This is a genomic window from Planctomycetota bacterium (assembly GCA_016872555.1).
Lineage (GTDB): Bacteria > Planctomycetota > Planctomycetia > Pirellulales > UBA1268 > F1-20-MAGs016.
Window position 1 is genome coordinate 25,890 of sequence record VGZO01000041.1, and the last position, 13,618, is coordinate 39,507.

The 13,618-nt window shown below is 70.1% G+C and carries 15 protein-coding genes and 1 tRNA gene; 3 read left to right on the forward strand and 13 right to left on the reverse strand.

Annotated features, from left to right (window positions below; translation table 11 throughout):
* Nucleotides 1-22: 22 nt before the first annotated feature.
* The 5 genes from FJ309_13135 to FJ309_13155 all read right to left on the reverse strand — a co-directional run bounded on the left by FJ309_13135 (nucleotide 23) and on the right by FJ309_13155 (nucleotide 4,303).
* On the reverse strand, nucleotides 23-625 hold the full coding sequence (locus FJ309_13135) for an ATP-dependent Clp protease proteolytic subunit (GenBank protein ID MBM3955535.1): 603 nt from the start codon (nucleotides 623-625) through the stop codon (nucleotides 23-25).
* A gap of 3 nt (nucleotides 626-628) precedes the next feature.
* A complete protein-coding gene (locus FJ309_13140) occupies nucleotides 629-1,303 on the reverse strand; it encodes an ATP-dependent Clp protease proteolytic subunit (GenBank protein ID MBM3955536.1) in 675 nt (224 codons plus the stop codon).
* Nucleotides 1,304-1,425: 122 nt separating this feature from the next.
* The gene (gene tig, locus FJ309_13145) at nucleotides 1,426-2,922 is read right to left on the reverse strand and encodes a trigger factor (GenBank protein MBM3955537.1); all 1,497 of its coding nucleotides are present in this window, start codon (nucleotides 2,920-2,922) and stop codon (nucleotides 1,426-1,428) included.
* A 410-nt stretch (nucleotides 2,923-3,332) separates the two neighbouring features.
* A tRNA-Gly gene (locus tag FJ309_13150) sits at nucleotides 3,333-3,405 on the reverse strand.
* A gap of 229 nt (nucleotides 3,406-3,634) precedes the next feature.
* Nucleotides 3,635-4,303 (reverse strand): hypothetical protein, encoded by a 669-nt coding sequence (locus FJ309_13155; GenBank protein ID MBM3955538.1) that lies wholly within the window; start codon nucleotides 4,301-4,303, stop codon nucleotides 3,635-3,637.
* Nucleotides 4,304-4,403: 100 nt separating this feature from the next.
* Here FJ309_13155 and panB point away from each other — a divergent pair, with 100 nt between their 5' ends.
* Complete coding sequence (panB, locus tag FJ309_13160; protein MBM3955539.1) at nucleotides 4,404-5,204, forward strand: 3-methyl-2-oxobutanoate hydroxymethyltransferase; 801 nt, start codon at nucleotides 4,404-4,406, stop codon at nucleotides 5,202-5,204.
* Nucleotides 5,205-5,300: 96 nt separating this feature from the next.
* Nucleotides 5,301-6,113 (forward strand): DUF4239 domain-containing protein, encoded by an 813-nt coding sequence (locus FJ309_13165; GenBank protein ID MBM3955540.1) that lies wholly within the window; start codon nucleotides 5,301-5,303, stop codon nucleotides 6,111-6,113.
* Between the two features lie 39 nt (nucleotides 6,114-6,152).
* Here FJ309_13165 and FJ309_13170 read toward each other — a convergent pair whose 3' ends face one another.
* On the reverse strand, nucleotides 6,153-6,569 hold the full coding sequence (locus FJ309_13170; protein MBM3955541.1) for a hypothetical protein: 417 nt from the start codon (nucleotides 6,567-6,569) through the stop codon (nucleotides 6,153-6,155).
* Between the two features lie 384 nt (nucleotides 6,570-6,953).
* On the opposite strand from FJ309_13170, the gene FJ309_13175 reads away from it, so the two are divergent.
* Nucleotides 6,954-8,033, forward strand: a complete 1,080-nt coding sequence (locus FJ309_13175) for a DUF2183 domain-containing protein (GenBank protein ID MBM3955542.1) — start codon at nucleotides 6,954-6,956, stop codon at nucleotides 8,031-8,033.
* Between the two features lie 19 nt (nucleotides 8,034-8,052).
* Here the strand turns inward: FJ309_13175 and FJ309_13180 are convergent, their stop codons facing one another.
* The 7 genes from FJ309_13180 to FJ309_13210 all read right to left on the reverse strand — a co-directional run bounded on the left by FJ309_13180 (nucleotide 8,053) and on the right by FJ309_13210 (nucleotide 13,474).
* Nucleotides 8,053-8,424, reverse strand: coding sequence for a YraN family protein (locus tag FJ309_13180; GenBank protein MBM3955543.1), 372 nt, complete (start codon nucleotides 8,422-8,424; stop codon nucleotides 8,053-8,055).
* Between the two features lie 81 nt (nucleotides 8,425-8,505).
* The gene (locus FJ309_13185) at nucleotides 8,506-8,898 is read right to left on the reverse strand and encodes a 50S ribosomal protein L19 (GenBank protein ID MBM3955544.1); all 393 of its coding nucleotides are present in this window, start codon (nucleotides 8,896-8,898) and stop codon (nucleotides 8,506-8,508) included.
* Between the two features lie 25 nt (nucleotides 8,899-8,923).
* A complete protein-coding gene (trmD, locus tag FJ309_13190) occupies nucleotides 8,924-9,613 on the reverse strand; it encodes a tRNA (guanosine(37)-N1)-methyltransferase TrmD (GenBank protein ID MBM3955545.1) in 690 nt (229 codons plus the stop codon).
* Between the two features lie 45 nt (nucleotides 9,614-9,658).
* Nucleotides 9,659-10,075, reverse strand: coding sequence for a 30S ribosomal protein S16 (gene rpsP, locus FJ309_13195; GenBank protein MBM3955546.1), 417 nt, complete (start codon nucleotides 10,073-10,075; stop codon nucleotides 9,659-9,661).
* A gap of 251 nt (nucleotides 10,076-10,326) precedes the next feature.
* A complete protein-coding gene (locus tag FJ309_13200; GenBank protein MBM3955547.1) occupies nucleotides 10,327-11,541 on the reverse strand; it encodes a hypothetical protein in 1,215 nt (404 codons plus the stop codon).
* Nucleotides 11,542-11,568: 27 nt separating this feature from the next.
* Nucleotides 11,569-12,657, reverse strand: a complete 1,089-nt coding sequence (locus FJ309_13205) for a substrate-binding domain-containing protein (GenBank protein MBM3955548.1) — start codon at nucleotides 12,655-12,657, stop codon at nucleotides 11,569-11,571.
* 217 nt (nucleotides 12,658-12,874) lie between these two features.
* Entirely contained in the window at nucleotides 12,875-13,474 is a 600-nt protein-coding gene (locus tag FJ309_13210; GenBank protein ID MBM3955549.1) for a nucleotidyltransferase family protein, read from the reverse strand.
* Nucleotides 13,475-13,618 lie beyond the last annotated feature (144 nt).

Below are 13,618 nucleotides of genomic sequence, written 5' to 3' on the forward strand. Positions count from 1 at the left end.
GGGGCGGTGAACGGCCCACGCGTCAGCCCGCGGGTCGGCCGTCCGGCATCCGGTCGATCACCTCGTCGATGAGCTTGTAGTCGAGCGCCTCGTGCGCCGACATGAACCGATCGCGGTCGGTGTCCTGCTCGATCTTCTCCAGGGGATGGCCGGTGTGCTTGAGCAGGATCGCGTTGAGCTTGTGCTTGATGTTCCGGAACTCCTTGGCGTGGATCATGATCTCCTCCGCCGTTCCCTCCATTCCGGCCAGCGGCTGGTGGATCATGATCCGCGAATTGGGGAGCGCCCGGCGCTTGCCCCGGGCACCGGCCGTGAGCAGCACCGCCCCCATCGACGCGCACTGGCCGATGCAGTAGGTGGCGACGTCGCAGGTCACGAACTGCATCGTGTCGTAGATCGCCAGCCCCGCGGTGACGCTTCCCCCCGGGGAGTTGATGTACAGGTGGATGTCGGCCTTCGGGTCGTCCGACTGCAGGAACAGCATCTGCGCCACGATCGCGTTGGCGACCTCGTCGTTCACCTGGCTGCCGAGAAAGATGATGCGATCCTTGAGCAGGCGACTGTAGATGTCCATCGCCCGCTCTTCGCGGCCGCTCTTCTCGATCACGTAGGGGATCAGCGGCATCGGTCAGTCCTTGTCCTTGTCGTCTTCGGCGGTCACGGGAGGCTTGGTGAGGATGTCGTCGACCAGACCGTAGTCCTTCGCCTCGGTGGCGGACAGGTACCGGTCGCGGTCGGTGTCACGGGCGATCCGCTCGAGCGGCTGGCCGGTGTGATGGGCGAGGATCTCGTTGAGGATCGAGCGGGTCTTGAGGATCTCCTCGGCCTGGATCTCGATGTCGCTGACCTGCCCGCCGACCTGGCCGTAGGGCTGGTGGATCATCACCTTGGCGTGCGGCAGGGCGAAGCGTTTCCCCTTGGTGCCCCCCGCGAGTAGCACGGCGCCGCCGCTGGCAGCGAGGCCGACGCAGTAGGTCGCGACGGGGCAGGAGAGGATCTGCATCGTGTCGTAGACCGCCATCGTCGCGGTGACGCTGCCGCCGGGGGAGTTGATGTAGAAGTGGATGTCCTTCCGCCGGTTCTCGCTCTGCAGATAGAGGAGCTTCATCACCAGTTCGTTGGCGTTGCCGTCGTAGATCTCGCCCTGGAGGAGGATGATCCGATTCTCGAGCAGCAGGTCGCCGAGGGTCATCTGGCGCTGGCGCTGGTAGTTGCTGTAGGCGCTCGACGCTTCCGCGGCGCGCGGTGCGGAGGGACCGGCGGGGGCGGAGCGGGACGGTCCGGTCGTCTGGTGGTCGTGCATGGCGGGTCCGCGGGGTGGACAGGGGACATGATGGCGGGGGAAGCGGACGGAGGCGACGGCAGGCCTCCGTTCGGGGCCACCGGGGTGCCGACCCCGGTGGACACCTGGTCGGAGCGGCCGGTTCAGCGGCGCGCGGAACCGCGGGCCGGTGCCGATTCCGAATGCTTGGCGGTGGGGATCTCCTCCTCGCCGACGATCGCGCCGCAGACGGCATGATCGACGGCGTCGGCGTCGGCCTTGCGGAACTCGAACGGCACGTCGGTGAACTCCGCCGCCGCGGTGATCAGGTCGAGCGTCTTGCGCTCGATGATCTGGTTGCGGAGTACGTCCATCAGCCCGCGCTTCTCGAGGCTTGCCCGCACGCGCCGCGGCGACTCACCCGACTGCGTGGCGATCGCGCGGATCTCGTCGTCGTAATCGGCGCCGGTATCCGCGATCGACTCCGCTTCGGCGATCTTCTCGAGGATGAAATGCTCCTTGAGGGCCCGCGCGGTGCTCGCCAGGGTCGTTTGCCGCAGCTCGTTGACGTGACGGCGGATGGCGTCGTCGTCGAAGCCGCTCCGCCGCAGCTCGAGGATCGCCCGCTCCAGCTCGCGCTGGCTCTGGCGCTTGGGCAGGTCCGGGGGCAGGTCCCAGTCGGCCGAGGCGGTGAGTGTCGCGGCCACCTGGTGGCGCACCTGCCGTCGCCGGTGCCAGGACAGCTGATTCTCCAGCTGCGCCTTGAGCGTTGCGTGGAGGGCTTCGGGGGATTCGAAGTCGCCGAGTTCCGCGAGCAGCTCCGGGGTGAGCTTCGGGAGCTCGAGCTTCTTGACCTCGAGAATCGTGATCTCGACGAGCACCGTGCGGCCGCGGAGCGCTTCGACCGCCGCCTCCGGGGAGATCGTGACCTCCGCCGAAACGGTGTCTCCGGCCTTGGCGCGGGACACGAGCGTCACGAATCCGTCGAGGGCGGCGTCGGCGAACGACAGCCGCGGGCGGACCACGATCTCGACCTCATGGGCGCTCGACAGCTCGGTGTCGCCGTCTCGGCAGCGGATGTCGGCGACGATCAGGTCGCCCTCCACGGGGCTCGAGTCGGACGGGACCAAGCGACTGCGTTCGCGGAGCAGGTTGGCCAAGGCCTCGTCGATGTCGGCCTCGGAAATCTCGCGGGAGGGGCGTTTGATCGCCATCCCCTTCCACTGCGGCAATTCGAACTCGGGGCGGACCTCGATCGAGAACTCGAACGTCATCGGCCCGTCGTCGGGGAGGATGACCGCGTAGAGATCGATGTCGGGCTCGCTGATCGGCGACAGGCTCTGCTGCTCGGAGACCTGCGTCATCGCGTCGGTGAGCAGCTTCGAGCGGATCTGGTCGGACAGCTCCCTGCGGAAGCGGTTGCTGACGAGCGTCCGCGGCGCGCGGCCGGGACGGAACCCGGGGAGCAGGGCCGAGGGCATCAATTCGCCGATCGCCTCGTCGTGATAGCGCCGGATGTCGTCACGCGGGATCGTGACACGGATCCGCCGCTCGCAGGTGCTCTTGCGGTCGATGGCGACGTCGAGCGCCAGCGGCGGTCGGCTGGTCTGCGTGTCGGCGGGGTTCTGGTCGTCAGTCGTGAGGGTGGGCGAATCGGCCATGGCTGGTTCCGGAAACTCGGGATCGTGGGCTGGCGTGACGGTGCCGTTGAACGACGGAAAGTGTGAAGTCGGTACGCGAACGAAGCGGGGTGCGGAGACGGGATGGCGGGGGGCGATGCGGTGTTCGGTGCTGGCCACCGGTCAGGATGTCGTTCACCGCGATCCGGTCCCCGGCCGTCTTCACCGCGCTGCCGGGGGCCGGCCGCATCCGGGAGGTCGACACCACCCCGGCCAGGGGCATGGCACCGCGGCCGGTTCGCCCACTCGGCTCGCGAACCAGGCTGCATCCGGTGCCGATCGGTCCCGGAATGACTGTACGGCCCGGGGTTCGATCCGGCCCCCCGACGACTCGTGGGTGCGAGGATCCATCCCGTCCAACGCCGAAGCAGACCGAGACCATGTTCACCGAGAGCGGGTGATGGGATTCGAACCCACGACAACCACGTTGGCAACGTGGTGCTCTACCAACTGAGCTACACCCGCGAACGACGCACGGCAGTGCCGAGGGACGGCGTTGCCGCCGCCCATCGGACAACCCCCGGAACCCCGCGATTATAGGGTCGTAGGGGGTGACCGCAAGGTCAAGCGTTCGGGAAGTCTGGGCAGTCGGGGAGGAGGGCGGTGGGCGACCGGGGGCGGAACCATGGACTGCCGAACGACAGTGGCACCACCCGCCGGTTCGAATGCAGGGCCGGGCATCGATCGCCGCCGGTCAACGGCGGGATTTCACCTTGGGTTCGGGAGGAGCGAGCGGCTTGGCGAGCGTGACCTTGAGGTCGGAGAACAGCACCTGCCCCTCCTGGACGTAGGTGCCTTCGATCTCGACCTCGTCGTCCTTGCCGACGACGGCCAGCGTGGGAGTGTCGACGAGCAACTCGGCGTCCTCCGGCACCGTGAACTCGAATCGGTCCTTGCCGACCGACAGGGCGACGGTCGTCCCCTCCACCTCACGGATGATGCCGTTGATCACGTACAACCCGGGTGACCGTTTGCCCCCCTGCGGTTTCTCGCCGGTGTCGAGCCCGGAGGCGATCACCGACGGGTTGCCGCCGCCCGGAAAGGTGACCTTCGTCACCGGCTCGGTGATCTTGCCCGTGCTGTCGAGCGTCGCCGAAAACCGGATGAATTGTTTCGGGGCGAGCATCGAGCGCTCCGCCGTGCCGACGACCTGGATCCGCGGGTTGGGGCCGGGCACCGCACGCCAGATCGTCGCGTTCTCACGCGGCAGGCGCAGGGCCAACCAGCCCGGTCCCTTGTCGATGACCACGCCGCGGCGCTGGTTCTCCTTGAGCCGCTGAGGAATGCCGGGGCTTTGGCCGAAGGCTGGCGGTGTGACCGCGCCGCAGGCGACGGCGAGGGCGACGAGGAGCGGGAATCGCATGCAACGGCTCCTGAGAACGCGGCGGAAACGTAGCGGGCGGGGTGGCGCGATACAGTGGTGACGGTACGACCCCCACTCCACCGGGATGACCCTTTCCATCATGCCCGAAACCCCCCGCCGCGTCACGGTTCCCGACCTGATCGCCGCCAAGCGGCGGAAAGCGCCGATCACGATGGTCACCGCCTACGACTGGCCGACCGGCCGGTTGGCCGACGAAGCGGGCATCGACTGTGTGCTCGTCGGCGACAGCGTGGCGATGGTAGTCGCCGGCCGGCCGTCGACGATCCCCGCCACCCTCGGGCAGATGATCTACCACGGCGAGATCGTCGTCCGGGCGGTGCAGCGGGCCCTGGTGGTCGTCGACCTGCCGTTTCCGCTGCAGCACCTCGGTCCGCGCCGGGCGGTCGCAGCCTGCGCCCGATTGCTCAAGAAGACCGGCTGCCAGGCGGTGAAGCTCGAGGGCACCGCGGGGCAGGCCGACGTGATCGCGGCGATCGTTTCGGCCGGGATCCCGGTGATGGGGCACGTCGGGCTGCGTCCCCAGGCGGTCCACCAGCTCGGCGGGTACCGCGTCCAGCGCGATGCCGAGCCGGTGCTGGCCGATGCCCGGGCGGCGGCCGACGCCGGGGCGTTCGCCGTCGTGCTCGAGTGCGTCCCGGCGGCGCTCGCCGCCGAGGTCACCGCGGCGCTCGCCGTCCCCACGATCGGGATCGGCGCCGGCCCCCACTGCGACGGCCAGGTGCTGGTGTTCCATGACCTCGTCGGCCTGTCCCCCGGCCGCGTGCCGCGATTCGTCCGCGGCTATGCCGATGCCCGCGGGGCGGTGGCAGTCGGCCTGGCCGCCTGGCGCGACGACGTCCGTGCCGGTCGGTTTCCGGGACCGGACGAGACGCTCGCCTGAGTGCCGCCCCGGGCGTCCGGCATCGTCGCGCCGCCGTGCCATTGGGTAGGCTGCGCGGCGGTGGTGCCGGGATCCGGTCGATCGTGGAACTGTCGCATGGACATGCAAACCGGCGGATTGGTCAACTGCGGCCTGTTCATGATCGGTGGAGTGGCCGGCGCGCTGGTCGTGGTGGCGATCACACGGCTGTTGTTCAAGGGGGATGTCCTCCGTGACGCCCACGGCGTCACCGGCAACCTCCTGGCCGTCACGGGGACGCTGTACGCCGTGACGCTCGGCCTGATCGTCGTCGACGCGATGACACGGTTCGAGCAAGCCGTCGACACTGTCCAGCAGCAATCGAACTACCTGCTCGAGTCGTTTCATCTCGCCAACCGGCTGTCCGAGCCGGCCCGGAGCCGGGTTCAGCAGCGCTGCCGCGACTACGCCGTGGCCGTCGTCGAGCAGGAGTGGCCGGCGATGGCGGCCGGACGGACGAGCGCGGAGGCTCGGGCGGCGATGACGAGCATTACCCGCGCGCTCGACGGCTTCGAACCCATCAGCGCCAGCGAGCAGGCGGTGTTCCCGCTGCTGATCGGGCAGATCTCGTCGCTCTGGCACCACCGCCGCGAGCGTCTCGGCACCGCCGCCTTCGGGATTCCGGCGATCGAGTGGGTGGCCCTGTTCGTCGGGGCGGCGGCGACGATCGTGTTCACCGGCCTGTTCGCCGTCGACAACTCCCGCCTGCACGTCCTGCTGACGGTGATGGTGGCCCTGATGATCGGGCTCAACCTGTACCTCGTGTCGCTGTTCGGCTATCCGTTCGCCGGCGACTTGTCGTTGTCGGCCGCGACCTTCCGGCACGATCTGGCGATCTTCGACGAGATGCTCTCGGCACGGCCCGGCGGCGCCGGCGAGCCGGGGACTTGAGGGGGACCTTCTGACCTGCGGGCGGCGCCATACGGGACGTCAGGGAAGCACGACCTCGTCGGAGATCACCACCGGGCGGCCGGCGGAGATCGGTGCCGGCATCGTGCCGGCCGGAGCGGGAAGCGGTGTCGGTGCACCGCCGGGCCCCGGTGGCAGATCGGGGACGACGCGTGTGCCGGCCGGAAGCCCCCCTTCGACCACGCTCCCGTGGCACTGATCGCATCCCTCGGCGGCCGGTGCCGAGGCACAGGGCGCTCCCTGACCGCAGGGGCGCATCGGCTGGGCGCCGGCTCCCGGCGGGACGAATCCCGGGGGCAGGTGCCCGAAGCAGCGCTCGTATTTCCAGACCTCGAGCGCGATGTAGCGCTCGTTGAGCGTCTTGCAGCCGCTGGTGCCGGCGAGCGTGCCGAACACCGCCATGGCGACAGCCAGTCGCCGAGCAACCGGGATCCGCATCACATCCTCCGCGCGCCCGTTCCGCCGCGATCCATCAGGCAGATCTGACCTGGGCACCTCTTGGAAGGCGCCCCGGGGCATCGCCGGAGCGACACCTGTCAAACCTACCCCCTGAATCGCGCGCGGCAAACGAAGCAGCGCGGCGATCAGCCCTTGCGGTGCCGGATCCGGGCGCGCATCCGCCGCTTCTTCTGTCCCAACTTGCGGCGCCCCTTGCCCGTCTTCTTCACACCCATGCCAGTCTCCCTGATGTCGCGACCGCGAATGCAGTGCCGGGAGTTGTAGAATGAGGGATGACGGCCGTGCAAGCGAGGCCACCGCTCCCGGGGTGCGACGGCGGCGGGCCGCGTCCACAAGCATCTCCTCCCGCCCCGCAGCACCGGCATGATCGTCCTCTTCCCCACCTACGCCCGCCAGGCCGCCGGCGGCCGCAAATGGCGGATCACGGTCGCGGGCATGGCCATCCGGCCACTGCCGCGCACCAGCCGGCGGCGGGCGATGGCGGTGGCCGTGCTCAAGCGGGTGATGGGGCTCGACGACGAGCAGTGCGCCGCGCCGGTGTTCCAGCAACGCAGCGCCTCGTTCCTGTTCCAGCGGCTCGTCGGCCGCCACGTCCGTTGCGGCGTGGGGGGGCTGCAGTTCACCGCGGGTCAGACCGACCGAATCGGCCACTTCGCCACCACGATCGACATCGATGCCGACCGGATCACCGGGCTCGGCGACCGGACGCCGGGAACGTGGCTCCCGACCTCGGCGTGGCTCGACGACGATGACGACGCCGAGCCGGAGGCCGGGGACGCGGCCGGCGCGGGGATCGCCAGCGGCATCGTGCACCTGGTGCCCGAGCGCGGCGCGTCGGTAATTTCCGACATCGACGACACCGTCAAGCTCTCCAACGTCGCCAACCGGCGCGAACTGCTCGCCAACACGTTCCTCCGCGAGTTCGTCGCCGTCCCGGGGATCGGTCCGATCTACCGGCAGTGGGAGGAGGAGGGCGTGGCGTTCCACTACGTCTCGTCGAGCCCGTGGCAACTCGCCGACAGCCTGTCGGGATTCTTCCGCGACGTCGGCCTGCCATCCGGATCGCTCCATCTCAAACTGTTCCGCCTCAAGGACTCGACGCCCCTGGGATGGCTGCCGTCACGGAAGCGCTCCAAGCGCCGGGCGATCGAGCGGATCCTCGCCGATTTTCCCGCACGGAGATTCCTCCTCGTCGGTGATTCGGGGGAACGCGATCCCGAGGTCTACGCCCAGGTCGCCCGCCGCCATCCCGGCCGCATCGCCGGGGTGATGATCCGGCGCGTCGAGGGGCCGCGGCCCGCCACCGAGAAACGCTTCGCCCGGCTCGAGCGCCGCCTGCCGGCGGGGCTGGTGCGGGTGTTCACCGATGCCGAAGAGCTCGCCACCCCGCCCGCCCATCGAGCCCCGGCGGCACCTGTCGTCCCCGGAGCCGGGCCGTGGTGAACGGGACGGCCGCGTCGGCTCACAGCGGGCTTTCGAAGGCGTCGGGGGAATGTTCGACGCGCGGCTCCCCGGCGGGGTCGAACAGCACCGTCACGACGTCGATCCGCACCGGGCAATCCTCGAGCCGGTGGCGACGGATGTAGGCCGTGGCCAACTCGGCGATCCGCCGCCGCTTGCGGCCGTCGATCGACTCGGCAGGATGGCCGTGGTCGAGGTCACTGCGCGCCCGGACCTCGACGAACACCACGGTTCGGCCGTCGAGCGCCACCAGATCGATGTCGCCGCGCAGGACACGCGCACGCCGTTCGACGATCCGATAGCCGAGGCCGGCGAGGTGCCGGGCAGCCTCGGCCTCGCCCGTCCGGCCCAGCGCGTCCCTGCCGTCGACCATCGCACCCACCAACGCACCGGCCGGGGAACCCGGCCCCGGGCCGCCGGTCGGCCCGGCCACCGGAGGACCGATGACTTCCGTTCAGGCGTCGGAGGCCGAACCCTTCTTCGAGCCAGCCACTTGGTCGTCGCGCTTCTCACGGAGGCGCACCGCCTTGCCGACGCGATCACGGAGGTAGTAGAGCTTCGCCCGGCGCGAGACGCCGGAGCGCTTCACTTCGACACGGGCGATCTTCGGCGAGTGGAGGGGAAACTTCCGCTCCACCCCCTCCCCGGCGACGATCCGGCGGACGGTGAACGTCTCGCGGCTGCCGGACCCGGCGCGGGCGATGACGACGCCGTTGAAGATCTGGATCCGCTCCTTCTCCCCCTCGAGGATCCGGGTGTGGACGTCGACGGTGTCGCCGATCGAAAACTGGGGAACTTCGGTCTTCAGGCTCGCGGCCTCGACCTTGGCGAGAATCTGCTGGCTCACGGCGGGATTCCTTGCGGGACGGGGGTCAACGGGTGTGCGGGGAGCATTCGGCCCGGCGCCGGGTCGCCTCGCGGGCCTGCTCGTGCCGCCAGGTGGCGATCCGGGCATGGTCGCCGCTGAGAAGGATCTCGGGCACGGGCAGGCCGCGGAACTCCCGCGGCCGCGTGTATTGGGGTCCCTCGACGAGGCGATCGGCGCCCGAGAAGGAATCCTGCCGGGCGCTCTCGGCATCGCCGATCACGCCGGGAACGAGCCGGGAGACGGCGTCGATGATCACCATCGCCGCGACCTCGCCGCCAGAGAGCACGTAGTCGCCGATCGAGATCTCCTCGGCGTCCAACGCCGGCGCGATCCGGGCGTCGAACCCCTCGTAGCGGCCGCAGACGAGGACGAGCCGCTCGCGCCGTGCGAGCGACTCGACGAGCTCCTGGTCGAGCCGCCGCCCGCCGGGGGAGAGAAGGATCACCTGGCCGGGCCGGGGATCGCACCGTTGCACCGCTTCGACACACTCGACGACGGGGCCGGGCATGAGGAGCATTCCCGGCCCGCCGCCGAAGGGCCGATCGTCGACCTGACGGTGGATACCACTGGCATGGTCGCGGATGTCGGTGACCGAGACCTCGATCAGGCCGGCCGCACGCGCCGCTCCGAGCAGGCTTCCGGAGAGGAAGCCCGGAAACAGTTCCGGGAACAGGGTGACGATGTCGAAGCGCATGGCAGGGCTCGGCCCGGATCAGCCTCCGGGCGACCGACGGACAGACTAGCCGGCAGCGGGCTCGCCACCGGCCGCGTCGGCAGCGGGCGCGGCTTCGGCTGCGGCCGGTGCCGCGGGGGCCGCCGTCGTCGCCGGCTTGGCCTCGGGGGTGAACACGGGGGCACCGGCGTCGGGGATCACCTTGGGGAGCTTGAGCCGGGCGCGGGCCTGGTCCATTTCCTTGAGGTGCGTCCCCTTTGGGCCATACTTCTTGATCAGCACCCGCACCGCATCGCTGGGCTGGGCGCCGACGGAGAGCCAGTATTCGACCCGCGGGCCGTCGATCGTGCAGCGGGCATCGGTCTCGGGAATGCTCGGGTCGTAGGTGCCCAGCTCCTCGATCACGCGGCCGTCGCGCGGGCTGCGCCGATCGGTGGCGCAGATCCGGAAATACGACCTGTGCTTCCGCCCCATCCGTTTCATGCGAATCGCCACCGCCACGTCCCGACCTCCGTCAAGGGTATTTCGACAGCAACCCCACAGAGTACCGGAAAAAACTGGAAACCCAAGCCCAACCCGGTTGGGGTCGCCGGAAAAGCCGTCCGCGGGTCTGGAAGGGGGGATAGGAAGGGTTAAAGGACATTCCCCGGCCGCTCATGTGTCGCCGCGCGGAGGGTATCGCTTCTCTGGAAGGCACTCAGTTCGCTGGGTGGCGATGGCGCCCCGGCGCCCTCTCAGGGCGTGCCGCCGGCGAGAAAGGCATGGTTGACCGCCACGGTCACGCGCGTGCCCCCGTCGGCGACGAACGTCACCTGACCGGGGGCGAATTCGGCGGTGACCACCTTGCCGAACCCCTCCGGCACGCGCGCGACGCCCTGGATGTAGCGGATCTCGGTCGGCGTGTCGGCGGAAAACACCAGCGCCGTCGGGATCCCGCGGCGCGTGAGGAGATTGGAGCCGGCCGAGGCGGCCAGGCCTTCGGCGAAGAACGCGGTCACGTCCTCGAGGCCGAGGCAGTTGTTGCGCCCCAGCCACGGGCTGCCGTGCCGGCCGCGGTTCTCGATCCACAACAGCGTCGAGCGCAGGACCTTCGGGTCCTTGAGGGCGTACCACAGCCAACCCTCGTCGGTCCGTACGGCGCAGGTCCAGCCGATCCCCTCCGGCGTGTTGACGACCTGCACGAGGTCCGCGTATCCGCGCCGCGCCGGCAGCCTGGTCAGGTCGGCCGTGCCGGCACCACGCTCGAGGAGCGGCACGTGGGTCAGGTCGGTGAACGGGGCCGCGATCGCCAGCGACTGGTATTCCCCGTTGGCCGGATCGCTGAACCGCGTCGGATTGGTCGAGCCGAGCTCGATCGGGCCGGTCGACACGCGGAACACCCCTTCGGCATCGGGCATGGCGAGCGTGGCATGGTGGCCGCAGGGGGCCGGTCCGGCGAACCCGCTGACGACATGGCGCGAATAGACCGCATCGTGCCCGTCGACGAGCGACAGTTCCTTCACGATCCGACCGGGGCGCACCTGCGGTTCGAACGCGAGGACGAGCGTGTGGCGACCGGGAGCGTGGCGCGTGTCGACGTGGGTCCACGGGGCGCCGGCGACCTCGCCGTGCGGCGGATGCTTCTCACCGTGAAATTCGGCACCGTTGCCACCGAACGGCAGGCAGAACCAGTCGCCGCGGAGGCTCGCGAGGACCGGTGCGGGGAGGTCGGCGCGGTTCTCGTTCTGCCACGGGCTGACGTGGTAGGGCTGCACCGGCCGGCCCGACGCCCGGAGAAACTCGACCGGCGCCATGTGGCCGCCGTGGCGCGTGACCGCGAGGCGGACGTCGCGGTTTTCGAGGATCCACGACGGCTGCGAGGCGATCGTCTCGAGCGGGGCCGGCGGCGCCGCCGTCAGCGACGAGGCCACAAGCGCCCAACCCAGCGCGGCAAAAACCGTGTGGCGCATCGCGGGATTCTCCGGGGGGGTGGGACGTCAGCGCAGGTCGGGGTCGTTCTCGGCGTCGGCTTTGCGATACAGCCGGGTGGGGATCAGGGTCTCGGCCGGAAGCTCCTCGCCCTTCGAATGGCGGACGATCGCGGCCACGATCTCCTCCCCCATCCGCGCCGGGAATTGGATCGGGTCGGCGTAGATCGACCCCGCGCGGATCGCCTCTTTCCCCTCCGGCTGGCCATCGAAGCCGACGACCACGACCTGCGCCGCCTTCCCCGCCTTCTCGAGGGCGCCGACGGCGCCAAGCGCCGAGGGATCGTTGATCGCGAAGATCCCGCGGAGGTCGGCGTGGGCCTGGAGGACGTCCTCGGCGGCCTTGTAGCCCATGTCGCGCGCCCCGCCCGCCTCGAGCTCGGCGACGATCTCGATCGCCGCCGTCCCGGCGGGCAGGCCTTTGTTGTGGGCCTCGACCGCCTCGCGGAATCCCGCCACGCGCAGCAGGCAGCTCTCGGCCTGCTTGAAGTGGAGGATCGCCACCTTCCCGCCACTGCTGCCGAGGGCTTCGATCATCGCCGCCGCCGCTTCCCTGCCGCCGCCGAAGTTGTCGCTGGCGACCTGGGTGACGACCTTCGCGTCGCCGCCGCGGTAGGGGATGTCGACGGTGAACACGGGGATCCCGGCGGCGTTGGCCTCCGCGATCACCGGCCCGATCGCCTTGGAATCGCAGGGCGACAGCACGATCGCCGCCACGCGGCGGACGATGAAGTCCTTGACCTGGTTCCCCTGCTTGGCCACGTCCTTGTCGCCGGAAAGGATCTGGGCCTCGTAGCTCGACTTCCGCGCCGTCGCGGTGATCGCGTCGCCGATCACCTTGAAGAACGGGTTGTCGAGCGTGAGCAGCGAGACGCCGATCGTGCCGCGCGGCACCGGCGCGGCGCCCTGGCCGTCGTCGGCCGCCGGGCGCCGGGGGCGCTCGGGGCGCGGGGCGGCGGGACGCGAGCAGCCGGCGACGAGCGCCGCGAGGGCGAGCAGCGCCGCGACGCACCGGACCGTGGCCGACGTCGCGAACCGCCGTCGGCCTCCTCGATCGGCTGGCGGCTGGTTCTCCGGCCAGCAAGGAGCGTCTGTCATGGCGGAATCCCCCGGGGCACGAGACCGGCAGCGAACCTGCCGCACGGCGCGAGCATTCTCGCCGCCCGAACGCTGCCGTGCCAGGGCGGGGCGATGGTGGGCTGGGCCAGAGCGCGACCTGGGGATGCGGCGAGACCCGTGTGCGCACCGGTGCCGCCGCGCTGGTCTTCACCCGCGGCGTGACCATCCCCTGACGGCGCCCGGGGGCCCGGGTGTCTCACCCGTCGGGGTCGGCCAGCAGCGTGGCGAGGCGGTCACGGAAGGGCTCGGGAAGCCACCCGAGCCACGATGCATCGACCATCCCCAGCGCGATCATGTCGCGCAGGTGGACACGGTCCTTGTCGCGAAACGAGTTCAACTTCATCCGCACCAGGGTTTCGAGCGGCACCGTGCGAAACCCCCCGGTGTTCACCGCAGGCTCGATATCCGGGTTGGGCTCGTGCTCGCCGGGTCGCACCCACTCGCCGCAGATCACCACGTGCACGGCGTCGCGTGCCGACCCTGCCGGGGTGTCCACGAACATCTGCACGCCGGCGGTTTCTCGATGGTGAAATCCGGCTGCGAGCATGGCGGACCCGAGCGCCGGAAGATCTCTCGCGCGGACGAGAATGTCGACGTCACGGGTGTTTCGCACCGCCGCCTCGTCGACTTGGGCAACCCAGGCCCGCACGGCGTGGCCGCCCACGACCGCGTAGGGCACCCCGGCCTCCTCGAGGATCGTGACCGTGCGACGGAGTCTGTCGTTGACCCGTTCCACTGCCCGCTCCATCCGGGTCCAAAGGGCCTCGCCGGTGAGCGTGAAATCGATGCCCGCCATGCCACTGGTCCTCTCGATCGGGTTCAACATAGCCCACGCGCGGGGACCGTGTCACCGGACACCCTGACTGCAACGGTGTCCAGCGGCGGCTGTTTACCGGCGGCGCTTCGCGGCCTTCTTCGCGACCTTCTTGGCGACCTTCTT